This window comes from Microbacterium sp. zg-Y625 (genome assembly GCF_030246925.1).
Taxonomy (GTDB): Bacteria; Actinomycetota; Actinomycetes; order Actinomycetales; family Microbacteriaceae; genus Microbacterium; species Microbacterium jiangjiandongii.
This window is the reverse complement of record NZ_CP126740.1, coordinates 393339-411750: the sequence shown is the minus strand read 5'-3', so window position 1 is coordinate 411750 and position 18412 is coordinate 393339. Positions and strand designations below refer to the sequence as shown.

General features: G+C 70.9%; 12 protein-coding genes. 1 reads left to right on the top strand and 11 read right to left on the bottom strand.

The features are described from left to right. Window positions 1-82: 82 nt before the first annotated feature. From rpsG to QNO14_RS01760, 11 genes are all read right to left on the bottom strand, one after another. A complete protein-coding gene (rpsG, locus tag QNO14_RS01810) occupies window positions 83-553 on the bottom strand; it encodes a 30S ribosomal protein S7 (RefSeq protein WP_257495791.1) in 471 nt (156 codons plus the stop codon). Between the two features lie 5 nt (window positions 554-558). Next, a complete protein-coding gene (gene rpsL, locus QNO14_RS01805; RefSeq protein WP_257495790.1) occupies window positions 559-927 on the bottom strand; it encodes a 30S ribosomal protein S12 in 369 nt (122 codons plus the stop codon). 238 nt (window positions 928-1165) lie between these two features. Beyond that, window positions 1166-2794 carry a DUF5684 domain-containing protein gene (locus tag QNO14_RS01800; protein WP_257506849.1) on the bottom strand — a complete coding sequence of 543 codons (1629 nt, stop codon included), beginning with the start codon at window positions 2792-2794 and terminating at the stop codon, window positions 1166-1168. A 120-nt stretch (window positions 2795-2914) separates the two neighbouring features. Continuing rightward, window positions 2915-3577, bottom strand: a complete 663-nt coding sequence (locus QNO14_RS01795; protein WP_257495788.1) for a spermidine/putrescine ABC transporter substrate-binding protein — start codon at window positions 3575-3577, stop codon at window positions 2915-2917. A 76-nt stretch (window positions 3578-3653) separates the two neighbouring features. After that, complete coding sequence (locus tag QNO14_RS01790; RefSeq protein WP_257506850.1) at window positions 3654-4127, bottom strand: DUF6121 family protein; 474 nt, start codon at window positions 4125-4127, stop codon at window positions 3654-3656. Then, window positions 4127-5218, bottom strand: coding sequence for an MFS transporter (locus tag QNO14_RS01785; protein ID WP_257506851.1), 1092 nt, complete (start codon window positions 5216-5218; stop codon window positions 4127-4129). The genes QNO14_RS01790 and QNO14_RS01785 overlap by 1 nt, the downstream gene beginning before the upstream one ends. A 113-nt stretch (window positions 5219-5331) precedes the next feature. Next, window positions 5332-5928, bottom strand: a complete 597-nt coding sequence (locus QNO14_RS01780; protein WP_257506852.1) for a hypothetical protein — start codon at window positions 5926-5928, stop codon at window positions 5332-5334. A gap of 136 nt (window positions 5929-6064) precedes the next feature. Continuing rightward, window positions 6065-9940 (bottom strand): DNA-directed RNA polymerase subunit beta', encoded by a 3876-nt coding sequence (locus QNO14_RS01775; RefSeq protein ID WP_257506853.1) that lies wholly within the window; start codon window positions 9938-9940, stop codon window positions 6065-6067. A 71-nt stretch (window positions 9941-10011) separates the two neighbouring features. Further along, on the bottom strand, window positions 10012-13512 hold the full coding sequence (gene rpoB / locus QNO14_RS01770) for a DNA-directed RNA polymerase subunit beta (RefSeq protein ID WP_257506854.1): 3501 nt from the start codon (window positions 13510-13512) through the stop codon (window positions 10012-10014). 569 nt (window positions 13513-14081) lie between these two features. Beyond that, entirely contained in the window at window positions 14082-15725 is a 1644-nt protein-coding gene (locus tag QNO14_RS01765) for a 5-oxoprolinase subunit B/C family protein (protein WP_257506855.1), read from the bottom strand. Beyond that, complete coding sequence (locus QNO14_RS01760; protein ID WP_257506856.1) at window positions 15722-16477, bottom strand: LamB/YcsF family protein; 756 nt, start codon at window positions 16475-16477, stop codon at window positions 15722-15724. The genes QNO14_RS01765 and QNO14_RS01760 overlap by 4 nt, the downstream gene beginning before the upstream one ends. 128 nt (window positions 16478-16605) lie before the next feature. Between QNO14_RS01760 and QNO14_RS01755 the strand changes: the two genes are divergently transcribed. Continuing rightward, window positions 16606-18384, top strand: coding sequence for a dipeptide ABC transporter ATP-binding protein (locus QNO14_RS01755; protein WP_257495780.1), 1779 nt, complete (start codon window positions 16606-16608; stop codon window positions 18382-18384). Window positions 18385-18412: the final 28 nt, after the last annotated feature.

Here is an 18412-nt window from a genome sequence, read left to right as displayed (position 1 = left end):
TTGCGGATGTCGCGGGGTGCTGGCCCCACCGACGGGCCCAGGGGCCGGATCTTCATCCGACCCCCGGACCGTCGACGGAGGTTTACCAGCGGTAGTGGGCGAAGGCGCGGTTCGACTCGGCCATCTTGTGGGTGTCCTCACGGCGCTTGACCGCGGCACCCAGGCCGTTCGAGGCATCCAGGATCTCGTTCTGGAGGCGCTCGGTCATCGTCTTCTCACGACGACCCTTCGCGTAGCTGACGAGCCAACGCAGCGCCAGCGTGTTGGCGCGGTGAGGCTTGACCTCGACCGGCACCTGGTAGGTCGAGCCACCGACGCGGCGGCTCTTGACCTCGAGGGTGGGGCGCACGTTGTCGAGCGCCTTCTTGAGGGTGGCGACGGCGTCCTGGCCGTTCTTGGCCTCGACACCGCGCAGGGCGGTGTACACGATCGACTCGGCGATGGACTTCTTGCCATCGACGAGGATCTTGTTGACGAGCTGGCTGACGATCGGTGCGCCGTAGACCGGGTCGTTGACGACCGGGCGCTTCGGGGCGGGTCCCTTACGAGGCATCTAACTCAACCCTTCTTCGCGCCGTAGCGGCTGCGGGCCTGCTTGCGGTTCTTCACGGCCTGGGTGTCCAGGGCGCCACGGACGATCTTGTAACGGACACCCGGAAGGTCCTTCACACGACCGCCGCGCACGAGCACCAGCGAGTGCTCCTGCAGGTTGTGGCCCTCACCGGGGATGTAGGCGGTGACCTCGGTGCCGTTGCGGAGCTTGACACGGGCGACCTTGCGCATCGCCGAGTTCGGCTTCTTGGGCGTGGTCGTGTAGACGCGGGTGCAGACCCCGGCCTGCTGCGGGTTCGACTTCAGGGCGGGAGCCTTGGTCTTGACGACCTTCGGCGAGCGACCCTTGCGAACCAACTGCTGAATGGTTGGCACGTTCTCTCCTTGTAATGCTGCACGGTGACAGCGTCGTGGTTTCACCACAGATCCACCGGCGCGGCGCGAGTCGGCCGAGCGTTTGTGAGTGGATATGCCGTGGGGGTGGCCTGTTCGCAGACCGGTCCCTCAGGTGCGGCGCGTTCCGTGCCCGTCCCGTACCACGGCACGACACAGAGCGCGCAATGCGCACACCCGCTCCATGATACGCGCGCGGGGCCAAGCGGTCAAACGGCCGTCACCCGTCGGTGCGCACGAGCCGGTAGGCGGCGTCACCGAGCAGGAACCGCTCCCCCGGCGCGAGCTCCGCTCCGGGCTCCGCCTCGACCTCGGTGCCCATGAGCGTCGGCAGCATGACGCCGTTCGTCGAGCCGAGGTCGCTGATGCTCCAGCGATCGCCGCGCAGCTCGAGCCGCGCGTGGGTCTTGGAGACCGTGCGGGTGTCGTCGGGGACGGCGACCAGCTGGGCACCGCGGTGATCGGGGTCGGACGCCGGCTGGCGCCCGAGGATGACGACGTCGGCGGTGAGGTCGATCGCCGGTCCCGATGCCGGCTGCAGCGCCCAGACCACGCGACGGCGGCGGGCGATCACGGTCTGGTCGACGAAGTCCTCGGGCTCCCCGGCACGCGTCACGTCGCCCCGCGCCGCGCGGGGTGCGCCGGCCACCGGGGCGCCGGCGACCGCCGAGACCTCGTCGGCGGTGTCGAGCGGGAACTCCGGCCCCGGCAGGGCGGCGTCCCGCCGGGGTGCGGCGGGCGCGCGCGTGACGCGCAGCGCGGGGTCGATGTCGACGGGGGCGGTGCGCAGCCGTGCCCGGGCGGCCGGTGCGGCCACGGGGGCCGGCTTCTCGGCGACATGCGGCGGCGCGGTGTCACCGGTGCGCGAGCGCTCGGGACCGGTCGCGCCGTCGTCGACCAGAGCGGGCAGGCCCGTCGCCACGGGGCGGGCTGGCACGGGCTGGCCCTCGGGCGGCTGGGAGATCGCAGACACCTCGTCGAACCCACTCGCCCACCGCTGGTCGAACGACGTGGGGGCGGGGGCGGCGGGATCCGCTGAGGGAGCGGGTGCGGGGGCAGGCGCCCAGGGAACCGGATCGGACGACGGCGCATCGGGCACTCGTCGTGCGGGGGCGGCGTCCGCAGCCGGGTCGGACGCCGCGGCGTCGAGAGCGACCGCTGCCACGGCGACCCGCGTGACGGGGGCGGTCGGCACCCGCGTCGGCGGCGGCGCCCATGCCGAGGGCGCCGCGACCGCGGGGCCCGCTTCCTGCACTGCTGACGCCTGCTCGCCCGACGGCGCGTCCGGCGCCGACGGCGCGTCCGGCACCGACGGCACCGACGGCTCGTCACCGGCGACGGCGGCCGCCGGCAGGGCGACCGGCACCGCGACGGCGGGCCGCGCACGGGCATCGTCGGCAGCGCCCGATCCGGCGGAGACGGCGTCGTCGTGGCGGCCGGTACGGGCGTAGGCCGGTGCGCTCACGGCATCCGTCTTGCGCCAACGCGCGACGCCGAACCCGACGACGCTCGCCCAGACCGGGAACAGCACCGCAGCGAGCACCGTCATCCCGCCGCCGAGCCCGAAGGCCCGGTTGATGCGATGCACGGCGATGACGGTGGCGACCCAGAACGCCACCACACCCACTCCCGGGATCAGCACGAGCAGGAACAGCCACCCGGACATGCCGGCGACCATGAGCAGCGTCACCTGGTTGACGATCGGGACCCAGGCCCGCCAGGTCTCCTGGCCGATCTTGCCGAACACGGCCGACAGCGCCAGGGCGGTCCACACGTACACGGCGACGATGGGGATCACCCCGAGCAGCAGCACGAGCACGAGGGGGGCGGTCGAGAAGCTATCGGACACGATGATCTCGGACGCGACGCCGCGCCCACGCCTCCTCCCAGACAAGCCGCGCGGAAAGCCCCGCGACGCACGATGCCTCCACCCTAGAGCCCGCGACAGCCCCGTCGTGACGCGGGTTCGTCACGATGGCTCCGCGCCGCCCAGCTCCGGGCCGAAGGGTGCGTCGAGCGAGCGGGTCAGTTCATCGAGCATCGCGGCGATCTGGGGTTCGACGTACTGCGCCACACCCGCCTGGATGCGCAGGCGGTGGCGCAGCAGCACGGCGCAGATCTCCCGGCCGATCATGTTGGCGTAGTCGTCGGCCAGGCCCACCTCCTGCCGGAGCGCCGCCTTGGCCTCGGGACTGAGAGGAGGCAGCTCGGGCACGTTCGCCTCGGCCTCCTCCGCCATGCCGGCGATGGTGAACAGGAACGGGGCGCCGGGGACGGGCTCGGGATCCAGCGGCAGCCCTTCGAACTCGGGCTCCAGGTTCTCGGCGGGGCGGTAGCTGCGCGCGCGGTTGCGGGCCGCCTGGTGGTCGAGCTCGGCCTGCAGCATCGGCAGGTTCTGCGAGGTGTACTCGGCGACGGCGTGGTCGACGATGGTCTTGATCCGCGTGGAGAGCCCGTGCTGCACACCGTGCGGGACGTCGGAGCCCAGACCCGCGGCCGAGAGCACGGGCGAGCCGAAGCACCGCCGGCACGGGGCGATGCGGCCGCGGTGCGTGGCCGGCTCCCAGCGCGGCAGCCAGCGCAGCCAGGCATCGACGGCCTGGCTGACCTGCGTCTCGAGCGAGCGCTCCACTGTCACATTCTCGCCTGCCGCGGCCCGCGACGCACGGTGCGCCCCGCCGCGACCCTGCTGCGGATCTGCGCGGCGATCACTCGTCCTCGTCGTTCTCCCAGGGCCAGCGGGGCCGTTCGGCCCGCGTGCGCACCAGCGCGACGGCGACCCAGCCCGTCACCGCTCCGACGGCGGCGACCACCACGGCGAACCACGACAGCACGAAGCTCCCCGTCAGCGCCGCGAGGATCCCCGCGTCGACACCGGCGATAACGACACCGACGACGAGACCCACGACGTAGCCGAGGAAGGCCATCAGGGCCGTCAGCAGCGCAGCGCCGCCGTACGACGGACGGGGCACCCGCAGCAGAAGGGCCAGCACGAGCGCGACCGCCGCGACCGAGACGGTCGCCCCCACGACGCCGGGGATGACCCCGGCGCCCGGGGCGACGAGCACGTTGCGATCGGTGACGAGGCTCGTCACCCCCAGCCCGCAGACGAGGAGTGCGAAGTACCCGACCAGCGCGAAGACGATGGCCGTCGCCGGCGGCATCCCTTCGCGCTCGGGCATCAGGGGCGGTAGAGCTGCGGACCGGCTTCGAGCGTGCGCTCGTACTCGCGCTGCGCCTCGGCGTTCAGCTCGGTGACCCGGCGGCCGCGCGCGGCGACCCAGGCGCCGAACCAGATGGTCAGCTCCCGGCCCAGGATGAAGGCGGTGGCCGCCAGCGGCACCAGCAGCTGCTCATCGACCAGCTGACCGGCCTGGCTCGGAGACAGCAGCCAGAACGGTGCCTGGAAGAGCTGCCCCAGCAGGTGTCCGCCGTACGAGGCGACACCCACCAGCAGGCCGAAGATCACCCAGTGACCCCAGCGACCGCGGTTGATGACGGCGCCCAGCAGCCAGAACGCGAGGAAGAACACCACAACGGGCACCCAGAACGCCCAGGTGGCGAGGGTGGCCAGGGTCACGTCCACGAGGTTCTCGCTCGTGACCTCACCCTCGATCGCACCGAAGCCGAGCCACGCGGCGAGATACAGCACGGCGAAGGCGACGGCGGCGACGAGGCCGATGGCGCCCGCCGCGCCGCGGTTGCCACGGAGGCGCGGCGCCTCGGGGGCCTGCACGAAGATCGGCTGCGGGGCGGACGGGGCGGCGGAGCCACCGGTCGGCTCGCTGCGGGTGAGGACGGGCGAGTCGTACGGCACGGCGGCGGGCGGCTCGTACGCGTCGGTCGCGGCAGAGCCGGAGGTGGCCGCCGGCGCGTCGTAGGTCGCGACACGCTCGGTCGAGGCGCCCTCGGAGACGTCGTAGACGGGGCTGGTGGCGGCGGCATAGCCCGAGGAGCTGGCCGGCTGCGCGTCGGTCATGTCGCGCACCGGGACCACCGGCTCTGCCGGGTCGTAGCCGGCGGCGGCATAGTCGTCGTCGCTGGGCTCGTAGTCGGGCGACAGCGGGTCGCGGGTGGTGGGTGCTTCGGTGGGCTCCGCCACGGAGGCGGCCGACGACGCGGACGGCGCCGACGCGGGGTCGGTGGGGTAGCCCTCGGCGGTGGCATCGCGGCCGGCGGCTTCGGCCTCGGCCAGACCCTCGTGGGCGCGTCCGACGACGTCGTCCACCGAGGTGGGTTCCTCCACCGGCTCGCCGTACTTCGGGTCGGTCATGGGATGCACTCCTCCTGCGGGGGCACGTGCCACCGCAGTGCCGAGGCTAACGCGCACACCGCCCGGGGCGGCGCAGGCGTGCCGTCGTGTGTCGTACTCGTGCCGCGATGCGCTCAGCCGTGCCAGACCGCCTCGGCCACGCGGGAGGCGTAGCGCTCGGGATGCCACGCGGTCTCGACCGTCGACAGCCACCGGCCAGCGTCGAGCTCCAGGGTCTCGAAGACCTCGCCCTCGGCCCGGGTGCAGCGCAGCCGCTCCCCGGCCACCGGGCCGCAGCCGTATCCGAGACCGGGCAGCATCGACTGGGCGAGCGCCCCGGCATCCTCGGCGGTGTCGGCGAGCGTGGTGACGATGGTGCCCGTCTCGGAGGTCCAGGTGCACGTGAAGCGCACCTGCGGAGCGAGCGCCTCCACGAGCTCGACGGCCGCGACGGCCGGGGCGGACCGGTCCTCGTGGAGCTCGGACCCCGGCTCCCACGACAGACCCGCCCAGAGGGCGTCGGAGTACAGCCGGCGGCAGTCGACGGGCCCGTCCATCGGATCGGCGTCGCCGCCGGGATCCGCGGCCGACCCGCGCAGGGTGTCCCCGGCGGCACCCACGACGACCGGGAACATCGGCCACGCGAGCCACACGAGGGCCGCCACCACCCCGACGCTCAGGATGCCGAACGTCCACGCCAGCCAGGGACTGCGCTCACCGATCCGGGACATCGCTCACCTCTGCGCCCCACGGTAGTGGGCGGCGGGGGCCCGGCGCCACGGCGCGCGCACGACGAAGCGCCCCCGGGTGACCGGGGGCGCTTCGTGTCACTGCGGGTGCGGGGCCGCCGGAGCGGCCCCGCACGCATCAGTTGTAGGTGCCGGGCGTGAAGTCGTCCGTCGAGAAGCTGTCGAAATCGACGTAGCTCAGGTCGGCATCGCTGTACGTGCCGTCCGAGGCGAAGATGCGGTTGGGGTACCGCTCGCTCTTGGCCTCTTCCGTCGCCTCGACGGCGACGTTGCGGTACTTCGCAAGTCCCGTTCCGGCGGGGATGAGCTTTCCGATGATGACGTTCTCCTTGAGACCGACCAGGGGGTCGCTGCGACCCTCCATCGCCGCCTGCGTGAGCACGCGGGTGGTCTCCTGGAACGAGGCGGCCGACAGCCACGATTCGGTCGCGAGCGACGCCTTCGTGATACCCATCAGCTCGGGGCGACCCGATGCGGGACGCTTGCCCTCGGCCACCGCTTCGCGGTTCATGTTCTGGTAGCGCTTGAAGTCCACCAGCTCACCCGGAAGCAGCGTCGTCTCACCGTGGTCGACGACCGTCACCTTGCGCAGCATCTGGCGCACGATGACCTCGATGTGCTTGTCGTGGATCGGCACACCCTGCGAGCGGTAGACGCCCTGCACGCCGTTGACGAGGTACTTCTGCACCTCGCGGGCACCCATGACGCGCATGACCTCCTTGGGGTCGAGCGTGCCGACCTGCAGGGGCTGACCGACCGTGACGTGCTGGCCGTCCTCGACCAGCAGCGTCGCGCGCTTGAGCACGGGGTAGACGTGCGGCTCGTCGCCGTTGTCGGGCGTCAGGATGACCTTCTTGGCCTTGTCCGTCTCGTCGATCGTGATGCGTCCGGCGGACTCTGCGATCGGCGATGCGCCCTTCGGGGTGCGCGCCTCGAACAGCTCCTGCACGCGGGGCAGACCCTGCGTGATGTCGTCGGCCGAGGCCGAACCACCGGTGTGGAACGTACGCATCGTCAGCTGCGTGCCGGGCTCACCGATCGACTGGGCGGCGATGATGCCGACCGCCTCGCCGATGTCGACGATCTTGCCGGTGGCCAGCGAACGGCCGTAGCAGTTCGCGCAGACGCCGACAGCCGAGTCACAGGTGAGCACCGAGCGGACCTTGATGGTCTCGACACCGGCCTCGACCAGCTTGTCGATGAGCACATCGCCCACGTCGTCACCGGCAGAGGCGACGACCGTGCCCTGGGCGTCGACCACGTCGGCGGCGAGGGTGCGGGCGAACACGGAGTTCTCCACGTTCTCGTCGCGGCGCAGCGCACCGTCGGCACCGGGAGCCGCGATGGTGAACTCCAGGCCCTTGTTCGTGCCGCAGTCCTCCTCACGGATGATGACGTCCTGCGAGACGTCCACCAGGCGTCGGGTCAGGTAACCCGAGTCGGCGGTACGCAGGGCGGTGTCGGCCAGACCCTTACGGGCACCGTGGGTGGCGATGAAGTACTCCGCCACCGACAGGCCCTCGCGGTACGAGGAGATGATCGGACGCGGGATGATCTCACCCTTGGGGTTGTTCACCAGGCCTCGCATACCCGCGATGTTACGGATCTGCAGCCAGTTACCACGGGCGCCCGAGCTGACCATGCGGTTGATGGTGTTGTCGGCCGGGAAGTTGTCCCGCATCGCCTTCTGCACCTCGTCGGTGGCCTCGGTCCAGATCTTGATGAGCTCCTGACGACGCTCGGCGTCGGTGGTGAGGCCCTTCTCGAACTGCGCGGTGACCTTCGCGGCCTGCTTCTCGTAGCCGGCGACGATCTCGGCCTTGTTCGGCGGGGTCAGGATGTCGCTGAGCGCGACGGTGACACCGGAACGGGTGGCCCAGTAGAAGCCGGCATCCTTGATGCGGTCCAGCGACGCTGCGACCTCGACCTTGGGGTACTCCTCGGCCAGCTTGTTGACGATCTGCGACAGCTTGCCCTTGTCAGCCTGCTCGCGAACGAACGGGTAGCCCTTGGGAAGGGTGTCGTTGAAGATCGCCTGGCCGAGCGAGGCGTCCACGAGACCGTGACGCTCGTAGCCGTCGGGCGCTTCGCCCTCGAGGAACGACAGCCCGCGGATGCGGATGCGCACCTTGGCCTGCAGGTCGAGGGTGCCCTCGTCCTTGGCCAGGATCGCCTCGCCGACGGAGCCGAACACGCGACCCTCGCCGGTGGCGCCCTCCTTGACCGTGGTCAGGTGGTGGAGGCCGATGATCATGTCCTGCGAGGGCAGGGTCACCGGACGGCCGTCGGACGGCTTCAGGATGTTGTTCGACGCCAGCATCAGGATGCGGGCCTCGGCCTGGGCCTCGACCGACAGCGGCAGGTGCACGGCCATCTGGTCACCGTCGAAGTCGGCGTTGAACGCGGCACACACCAGCGGGTGGAGCTGGATGGCCTTGCCCTCGACGAGCTGCGGCTCGAACGCCTGGATGCCGAGGCGGTGAAGCGTCGGCGCACGGTTCAGCAGCACGGGGCGCTCGCGGATGATCTCCTCGAGCACGTCCCAGACCTCGGGACGCGTACGCTCGACGGCGCGCTTGGCGGCCTTGATGTTCTGGGAGTGACCCAGGTCGATCAGGCGCTTGATGACGAACGGCTTGAACAGCTCCAGCGCCATCTGCTTGGGCAGGCCGCACTGGTGCAGCTTGAGCTGCGGTCCGACGATGATGACCGAACGGCCCGAGTAGTCCACGCGCTTGCCGAGCAGGTTCTGACGGAACCGGCCCTGCTTGCCCTTGAGCATGTCGGACAGCGACTTCAGCGCACGGTTGCCGGTGCCGGTGACGGGACGACCGCGGCGGCCGTTGTCGAACAGCGCGTCGACGGCCTCCTGCAGCATGCGCTTCTCGTTGTTGACGATGATGTCGGGGGCACCGAGATCGATCAGGCGACGGAGGCGGTTGTTGCGGTTGATCACGCGGCGGTACAGGTCGTTCAGGTCGCTGGTCGCGAAGCGGCCACCGTCCAGCTGCACCATGGGGCGCAGCTCCGGCGGGATCACCGGGACGACGTCCAGCACCATGGCGGCCGGGCTCATGCCCGTCGACAGGAAGGAGTTGACGACCTTCAGGCGCTTGATCGCGCGGATCTTGCGCTGACCCTTGCCCTCCGAGATCTGCAGGTGCAGGTTCTCGGCCTCGGCGGCCAGGTCGAAGTCCTCCAGGCGGCGCTTGATGGACTCGGCGCCCATGTGGGCCTCGAAGTACTGGCCGAAGCGGTCCTGCAGCTCGTAGAAGACGTCGTCTTCCTGCTTCAGGTTTCCGACCTCCAGGGTGCGGAACTCCTCCCAGACCCGCTCGAGCTTCGAGATCTGCTCGTCGAAGTTCTTGCGGATGGATGCCATCTCCTTCTCGGCGGCATCCTTGACCTTCTTCTTCTGGTCGGCCTTGGCGCCCTCCGCCTCCAGGGCGGCGAGCTCCTCTTCCAGCTTCGCGAGGCGCGCGGCGACCCGGGAGTCGCGGCGGTCGCCGAGGTTCTTCATCTCCAGGCGCAGGTTCGACTCGTGCGTCGGCAGGTCGCGGTGACGCGCCTCCTCGTCGACCGAGATGACCATGTAGGCGGCGAAGTAGATGACCTTCTCAAGGTCCTTCGGCGCCATGTCCAGCAGGTACCCGAGGCGCGAGGGAACGCCCTTGAAGTACCAGATGTGGGTCACGGGCGCGGCGAGCTCGATGTGGCCCATGCGCTCGCGACGGACGGAGCTCTTGGTGACCTCCACGCCGCAGCGCTCGCAGACGATGCCCTTGAAGCGGACCCGCTTGTACTTGCCGCAGGCGCACTCCCAGTCCCGGGAGGGACCGAAGATCTGCTCGCCGAAGAGGCCGTCCTTCTCCGGCTTCAGCGTGCGGTAGTTGATGGTTTCGGGCTTCTTGACCTCGCCGAAGGACCAACGGCGGATGTCGTCGGCGGTGGCAAGACCGATCCGAAGCTCATCGAAAGATGTTGCGTCGAGCACTAGTTCTCCTGTGTCTCAGAAAGTTTTCGGTGATCGGGTGGCCGCAGGGCGGCCACCCGTGATCGTCCGGGTCAGATCTCGTCGATCGACGTCGACTCGAACCGGGTGGAGATGTTGATTCCGAGCTCCTCCGCGGCGCGGAACGCCTCGTCGTCGCCGTCGCGGAGATTGACCGCCGTGCCGTCGGCCGAGAGGACCTCGACGTTCAGGCAGAGCGACTGCATCTCCTTCATCAGAACCTTGAAGGACTCGGGGATGCCGGGCTCCTGGATGTTCTCGCCCTTGACGATGGCCTCGTAGACCTTGACGCGGCCCACGATGTCGTCGGACTTGATCGTGAGGAGCTCCTGGAGCGCGTATGCGGCGCCGTAGGCCTCGAGGGCCCACACCTCCATCTCACCGAAGCGCTGGCCACCGAACTGCGCCTTACCACCCAGCGGCTGCTGCGTGATCATCGAGTACGGACCGGTGGAGCGCGCGTGGATCTTGTCGTCCACGAGGTGGTGCAGCTTCAGGATGTACATGTACCCGACCGAGATCGGGGCCGGGAACGGCTCGCCGGAGCGGCCGTCGAACAGCAGCGTCTTTCCGGTGGAGTCGATCAGACGCTCGCCGTCGCGGTTGACCAGGGTCGAATCCAGCAGACCCGCGATCTCCTGCTCGAACGCACCGTCGAACACCGGGGTGGCGACCTTGGTGCCGGGGGCTGCCTCGAAGGCCTCCTGCGGCAGGTTGCCCGCCCACTCCGGAGTGCCCTCGACCTTCCAGCCCTGCTGGGCGATCCAGCCGAGGTGGAGCTCGAGCACCTGCCCGAAGTTCATGCGACCGGGGATGCCGAGCGGGTTCAGCACGACCTGCACGGGCGTGCCGTCCGCGAGGAACGGCATGTCCTCGACGGGCAGGATCTTCGCGATGACGCCCTTGTTGCCGTGACGGCCGGCGAGCTTGTCGCCCTCGGTGATCTTGCGCTTCTGAGCGATGTAGACCACGACCCGGCGGTTGACGCCGGAGCCGAGCTCGTCGTCGCCGTCCTCGGCGTTGAACTCCTTGACGGCGATGATGGTGCCCTGCTCGCCGTGGGGGACCTTCAGCGACGTGTCGCGCACCTCGCGGCTCTTCTCGTTGAAGATCGCGCGCAGCAGACGCTCCTCGGCGCTCAGCTCGGTCTCACCCTTGGGCGTGACCTTGCCGACGAGGATGTCACCGGGGCGGACCTCGGCGCCGATGCGGACGATGCCGCGCTCGTCGAGGTCCTTCAGCAGCTCGGGGCTGACGTTGGGGAGGTCACGGGTGATCTCCTCCTTGCCGAGCTTCGTGTCGCGGGCGTCGACCTCGTACTCCTCGATGTGGATCGAGGAGAGGGTGTCGTCCTTCACCAGGTCCTGGCTGAGGATGATCGCGTCCTCGAAGTTGTGACCCTCCCACGTCATGAACGCGACGAGGAGGTTCTTGCCGAGCGCGAGCTCGCCGTTCTCCGTCGCCGGGCCGTCGGCGATGACCTCGCCGGCCTCGATGCGGTCGCCCGCCGAGACGATGACGCGCTGGTTGTAGCTGGTGCCCTGGTTGGAGCGGTCGAACTTGCGCAGGAAGTAGTCCTGCGTGCCGCCCTCGTCCAGCTGCACGGTCACGACGTCTGCCGAGACCTCCATGACGACGCCGGACTTCTCAGCGGTGACGACGTCACCGGCGTCGATGGCCGCGTAGCCCTCCATACCCGTGCCGACGACGGGCGACTCGCTGCGCAGCAGCGGGACAGCCTGACGCTGCATGTTCGCACCCATGAGGGCGCGGTTCGCGTCGTCGTGCTCGAGGAAGGGGATGAGCGAGGTCGCGACCGACACCATCTGGCGCGGCGAGACGTCCATGTAGCCGATCTCGTCGGCGGGGAAGAGGTCGACCTCGCCACCCTGGCCGCGACGGGCGAGCACGCGCTCGTCGGCGAAGGCGCCGTCTTCCTTGAGCTCCACACCGGCCTGAGCGACGATGTAGTCGCTCTCCTCGCTGGCGGTGAGGTAGTCGATCTGATCGGTGACCCGGCCGTCGACGACCTTGCGGTACGGCGTCTCGATGAAGCCGAACGCGTTGATGCGGGCGAACGACGCGAGCGAGCCGATCAGGCCGATGTTCGGGCCTTCCGGGGTCTCGATCGGGCACATGCGGCCGTAGTGCGACGGGTGGACGTCGCGGACCTCGACGCCGGCACGCTCACGGGACAGACCGCCGGGGCCCAGCGCCGACAGGCGGCGCTTGTGGGTGAGCCCCGCGAGCGGGTTGTTCTGGTCCATGAACTGCGACAGCTGCGACGTGCCGAAGAACTCCTTGATCGCGGCCACGACGGGGCGCACGTTGATCAGGGTCTGCGGCGTGATCGCCTCGATGTCCTGCGTGGTCATGCGCTCGCGGACGACGCGCTCCATGCGCGACAGACCGGTGCGGACCTGGTTCTGGATGAGCTCGCCGACCGCGCGGATGCGACGGTTGCCGAAGTTGTCGATGTCGTCGATGTCGAGACGGATCTCGGCGGGCTGTCCGTTGCGGACGCCGTCGAACGTGGCGTCGCCGCGGTGCAGGCGCACGAGGTACTTGATCGTCGCGACGATGTCGTCGACGGTCAGGACCGAGTCGCTCAGCGGCTTGTCCAGGCCCAGCTTCTGGTTGATCTTGTAGCGACCGACCTTCGCCAGGTCGTAGCGCTTGGAGTTGAAGTAGAAGTTGTCCAGCAGCGCGCGGGCGGCCTCGGCGGCGACCTGCTCGCCCGGACGGAGCTTGCGGTAGATGTCGCGGAGCGCGTCTTCCTTCGTGAGGATCGTGTCCTTCGACAGCGTCTCCTCGATGGAGTCGAACCCGGCGAACTCCGCCATGATGTCCTCGCTGGAAAGGCCGAGGGCCTTCAGGAACACCGTGACGGACTGCTTGCGCTTGCGGTCGATGCGCACGCCGACCTGGTCGCGCTTGTCGATCTCGAACTCGAGCCACGCACCGCGGCTGGGGATGACACGAGCGGAGACGATGTCCTTGTCGGACGTCTTGTCGGGCGTCTTGTCGAAGTAGACACCCGGCGAACGCACGAGCTGCGAGACGACGACGCGCTCGGTGCCGTTGATGATGAACGTGCCCTTGCCGGTCTGCAGGGGGAAGTCGCCCATGAAGACGGTCTGGGTCTTGATCTCACCGGTGAGGTGGTTCATGAACTCGGCCTCGACGTACAGCGGGGCGGCATACGTCTTGCCGCGCTCCTTGCACTCCTCGATCGAGTACTTCTCGGGCTCGAGATACGGGTTCGTGAACGACAGCTGCATCGTCTCGCCGAGGTCCTCGATCGGCGAGATCTCCTCGAAGATCTCCTCCAGACCGCTGATCTCGGGGACATCGGTGCGGCCCTGGGCCTGCGCCTCGGCGACGCGTGCCTTCCAGGCGTCGTTGCCGACGAGCCAGTCGAAGGACTCCGTCTGCAGCGCCAGGAGGTCGGGGACCTCCAGCGTGTCGGAGATCTTCGCGAACGACAGGCGTGATGCGCCGCGTCCGTTCTTGAGGTTGGTGGTGGGGTTGGATGCGTTGCGCGCAGCAGCCAAGGGGATTACCTCCGTGGGCCCGGGAAGGGCTCGTTTTCCTTGTCGTCAGGTGGAGTGCTCCCCTCGAATCCCGAAGCCTGACGACCGCACGCCGCCGTGAAGCGGGGGAACGCAGGCACAGCCGACCACCATATGAGGGCAAGGGGAAGGGAGCGCAAAGAACAACTATATGCCGAACGACGCGCCATGTCCAGCCTGATTCTTGACGAGGTCTGGATGCTGCGGTATAACCGCGCGGCATCCTCTGATTCTGGGGGGTGAACCTGGTGTCCGGCTGGGCGCCGGGCGCGCTTGTGCCCGGAACAGGAGATATCGCGGAGACAGGACGTTCCGGCGGCGTGCGTCCTGTGCCGGTGACATCTCCTGTGGCGGAGGGCGGGGCGTGGCCGGTGGGGTGGCCGGTGAGGGGGTGGCCCCGGGTGGCTGGCCGGTGAGGGGTGGCCGGTCTGGGGTGGTGCCAGGCATGGCATCCCCGGAACAGGAGAAATCGCGGGTACAGGACGATCCGGCCGGGTTTGGTCCTGTGCCGGGGAGATCTCCTGTTGCGGGGGCGGGCGGGGAAGCGCCCGTCAGCGGACGGGGCGGGCGTGGCGGAACCGCACCTGCCGGCCTGGCAGGGCCTGCGCGAGTGCGTCGAGGGCGGCATCCGTCGCGACCGCGATGACGGGGTAGCCGCCGGTGACCGGGCCGTCGGCGCACAGGATCGTGGGGCGCCCGCCGGGAGGCACCTGCAGGGCGCCGGGCACCATGGCCTCGCTGGGCAGCTCCCCCGTGCGGATGCGGGTCAGCGCAGGACCGTCGAGGCGGATGCCGACGCGGTCGGCGTCGGCGGTGACGGTCCAGGTGGACCCGTAAAGGGTGTCAAGCGCCGCCGGCGCGAACCAGTCGGCGCGGGGGCCGGGCGCGAGGTCGAGGTCGAGCACGCCCTCGGGCGGCGGTCCCCACGGGTGCAGCCCCAGCGCCGGGATGCCGCCGGCGGTCGCCGCCGCAACGCCCAGCACGTCGCCCGTCGCCAGGGGCGCAGGGCCCAGGCCGGCCAGCACGTCGGTGGCACGCGACCCGGCCACGACGTCGCCGTCGAAGCCACCCCGGACGGCGACGTAGGCGCGGGCGCCGCGCGCGAACGGCTCGAGGTGCAGCTCGGCGCCCGCGGGCCAGGAGAAGGGGACGTACGGGTCGGCAGCCCGACCGTCGACCGTGACCACGCCCCAGGCGCCGGTCACCACGCCGACGAGATCGCGGGTCGCGCGCAAGCGGCATCCGCCGACGGTGACCTCGATGGCCGCGGCGTGCTCGTCGTTGCCGACCAGGCGGTTCGCGGTGCGCAGGGCGCCGCGGTCCAGCGCGCCGGAGCGGGCGATGCCCTCGGCGGCGTGCCCCGGTCGCCCGAGGTCCTGCAGGGTGGCGAGCGGGCCCGGCGCCACGACCTCGACGGACGTGCGCGCCGCGGGGCGCGCCGCGGGGCGCGCCGCGGGACGTGTCGCGGGGGCGGCCCGCGCCGCGGGGCGCGCCGCGGGGCGCGCCGCGGGACGTGTCGCGGGGGCGGCGTGACCCGTGCCGGCGCGAGCCGGCGTGGGTTCCGGCGCGGCAGCGTGGCCGGCCGCAGCGAAACGCACGCGGCTGCCGGGGGTCAGCAGCACCGGCGACGCCGCGGCGGGGTCGAACAGCGGCGCGTCGGTGTGGCCGATGATCCGCCACCCGCCGGGCGTCGCGCGGGGGTAGGCCCCGGTGAAGCCGCCGGCGAGCCCCACGCTCCCGGCGGGCACGCGCGTGCGTGGTGTCGGCAGCCGCGGCACGTCGAACGGCCAGTCGGCGCTCACGAGGTACCCGAAGCCGGGCGCGAAGCCGGTGAAGGCGACCGTCCACACCGCGTCGCGGTGGCGGCGCACGAGCGCGTCGACGGTGACGCCCAGCGCCTCGGCGGTGTCGGCGAGGTCCGGGCCGTCGTATCGGATCGGCACCACGACGTCACCGGCGCCCGCGGTGGTGTGCGGAGCCGGCGGCGCGTGGAGGATCCACGTGCGGGCAGCCGTGACGGACAGCACCGCCGGATCGACCTGCACGAGCACGGTGCGGGCGGCCGGAACGATGTCGACGACGCCGGCGGGGCGGGAAGCCCGCAGCCGGGCATGCAGATCGCGGGCCTGGTCGAGCGAATCGGCCTCCGCCAGCAGCGCCGTCGCGCCGAACGGAAGGATGCGCGGCGCGCTCACCACGGCGCCCGCACCGCGACGCCCTCGGCGGTGAGCGCCCGGCGCGCGGCGAGGGCCATGGCCACCGCTCCCGGGGAATCCCCGTGGACGCACAGCGAGGCGGCATCCGTCACGAGCACCGTGCCGTCGACGGCCACGACCTCGCCCTGGATCGCGAGGCGCACCGCACGCTCGGCGACCTCCGCGGCGCCCTGCAGCAGCGCCCCCGGCTCGCCCCGCGGCACGAGGGTGCCGTCGGCGCGGTAGCCCCGGTCGAGGAACGCCTCCCGCACGAAAGAAAGCCCTGCGGCCGCCGCGGCCGCGGCGATCTCACCGTCCAGGCCCAGCACCGGCACGGCCCGCCCCAGTCGCGCGGAGAGCTCGGCGACGGATGCCGCCACCGCCTCGGCCGCGCCGCGCTCGGCGGACACCGCGTGGTACAGGGCGCCGTGGGGCTTCACGTAACGGATGTCGGCCCCGGCCGCGGCGAGCGCGTCGAGCTGCGCGGTGACGTCGGCACGCAGCTGGGCGGCGCCGACGGTAATGCGCACGCGGCCGAAGTTCGCCGTGTCACGGAAGGACGGATGCGCCCCCACCGCGACGGATCCCGCCGCGGCCGCGGCCACCGCCACGCGCATCGAGGCGTCGTCTCCGGCGTGGCCGCCGCACGCGATGCTGGCGCTGGAGACCACGGCGAACATCGCGGCGTCGTCCGCCGTGGGCTCGCCCCGGACCGTCTCGCCGAGATCGGCGTTGAGGTCGATCGCGTGCATGCGACCACGGTAGTGCGCGGGGCGGCCGGCCCGCCCGGCCCGTAGGGACTGCGCCGCACGTTACGAGTCCGTAAAGCCTGCCGCGCGGGCGGTGCGCCGCACCCCCGCGGCACGGCAGGATGGACCGCATGCCCCAGGATGCCGCGCCGCTGCTGCAGGTCCGCGATCTCGCCGTCGACTTCCGCACCATGGACGGATCCGTCCGTGCCGTCGAGAACGTCGAGTTCGACCTCGCCGCCGGTGAGACCCTCGCCATCGTCGGTGAATCGGGTTCGGGCAAGTCGACGACGGCCATGGCGGTCATCGGGCTGCTGGCGGGCAACGGTCGCGTGGCGGAGGGCAGCATCCTGCTCGACGGCGAGGATCTGGTCGGCGCCACCGAGTCCCGGATGCGCTCGATCCGCGGCGAGTCCATCGGGCTCGTCCCGCAGGACCCGATGTCGAACCTCAACCCGGTGTCGAAGATCGGCACCCAGATCGCCGAGACCCTGCTGGCGCACGGCATGGCGACCCGCGGCGACGTCGACCGCAAGGTCGTCGAGACCCTCGCGGCGGCCGGCCTTCCCGATGCAGAGAAGCGCGCCAAGCAGTACCCGCACGAATTCTCCGGCGGCATGCGCCAGCGCGCCCTCATCGCGATCGGCCTGGCCTGCAACCCGCGCCTGCTGATCGCCGACGAGCCGACGAGCGCGCTGGACGTCACGGTGCAGAAGACGATCCTCGATCAGCTCGGCCGCATGACCGGCGAGCTCGGCACCGCCGTCATGCTCATCACCCACGACCTGGGCCTCGCGGCCGAGCGGGCGTCGCGGGTGATCGTGATGCACCGCGGCCGCATCGTCGAGCAGGGACCGGCGCGACAGATCCTCGAGGACCCGCAGGCGGAGTACACCAAGGCCCTCGTCGCCGCCGCGCCTTCGGTGGCCGCCGTGCGCCTGCGGCCGCAGGTCTTCCGGCGCCCGGATGCCGCAGGCTCCGATCCCGCGTCGGCCACCGGCGCCGCGTCCACCGGACCGGCACCGATCCCGACGGCGCGGCCGGCGGCCGTCCCGAGCGGGACCAGCGCCCCGGCCACCACGGCGCCGCGCACCCCGGCGTCCGATGGAGCGCCCGCCCCGGCCGACAACATCCTCGAGGTCGAGGGACTCACGAAGGTCTTCCCGGTGCGCGGGAGCAAGGACGACTTCGTCGCGGTGAAGGACGTGTCGTTCGCGATCCCCCGCGGCGAGACGGTGGCCGTGGTGGGCGAGTCCGGGTCGGGAAAGACCACGACGGCGCGCATGGTGCTGAAGGTCGTCGAAGCGACCTCGGGGTCCATCCGGTTCGACGGCCAGGACGTCGCGTCGTTGAAGGGGCGCGAGCTGCGCACCTTCCGGCAGCGGGTGCAGCCGATCTTCCAGGACCCGTACTCGTCGCTGAACCCGATGTTCACGATCGGGCGCATCATCGAAGAGCCGCTGACCTTCTACAAACGCGGCTCCGCGAAGGACCGCGCCGCCCGCGTGCGACAGCTCATGGACGATGTCGCCCTCCCCCAGTCGATGCTGCGCCGCTACCCCGCGGAGCTCTCCGGCGGTCAGCGCCAGCGCGTCGCGATCGCGCGGGCACTGGCCCTGTCGCCCGACCTCATCGTGTGCGACGAGCCGGTCTCGGCGCTGGACGTGCTGGTGCAGGCTCAGATCCTGACGCTGCTGGGCGACCTGCAGCGCGAGTACGGGCAGAGCTACCTGTTCATCTCCCACGACCTCGCCGTGGTGCGCCTGATCAGCGACTACGTCTGCGTCATGAAGGACGGCGCGCTGGTGGAGGCCGCCAGCTCCGAGGAGATCTTCACCAACGCCCGCGACCCCTACACCCGCAAGCTGCTGGCATCCATCCCGGGCAACGAGCTGGACATCGCCGTCTGACCCGAGCGGATGCCGCGCCAGGCGGCGC

Coding starts and splice junctions, on each gene's coding strand:
- rpsG (WP_257495791.1), bottom strand. CDS start 553: ATGCCTCGTAAGGGACCCGCCCCGAAGCGCCCGGTCGTCAACGACCCG.
- QNO14_RS01790 (WP_257506850.1), bottom strand. CDS start 4,127: ATGCCCGAGCGCGAAGGGATGCCGCCGGCGACGGCCATCGTCTTCGCG.
- QNO14_RS01785 (WP_257506851.1), bottom strand. CDS start 5,218: ATGACCGACCCGAAGTACGGCGAGCCGGTGGAGGAACCCACCTCGGTG.
- QNO14_RS01780 (WP_257506852.1), bottom strand. CDS start 5,928: ATGTCCCGGATCGGTGAGCGCAGTCCCTGGCTGGCGTGGACGTTCGGC.
- QNO14_RS01760 (WP_257506856.1), bottom strand. CDS start 16,477: ATGCACGCGATCGACCTCAACGCCGATCTCGGCGAGACGGTCCGGGGC.
- QNO14_RS01755 (WP_257495780.1), top strand. CDS start 16,606: ATGCCCCAGGATGCCGCGCCGCTGCTGCAGGTCCGCGATCTCGCCGTC.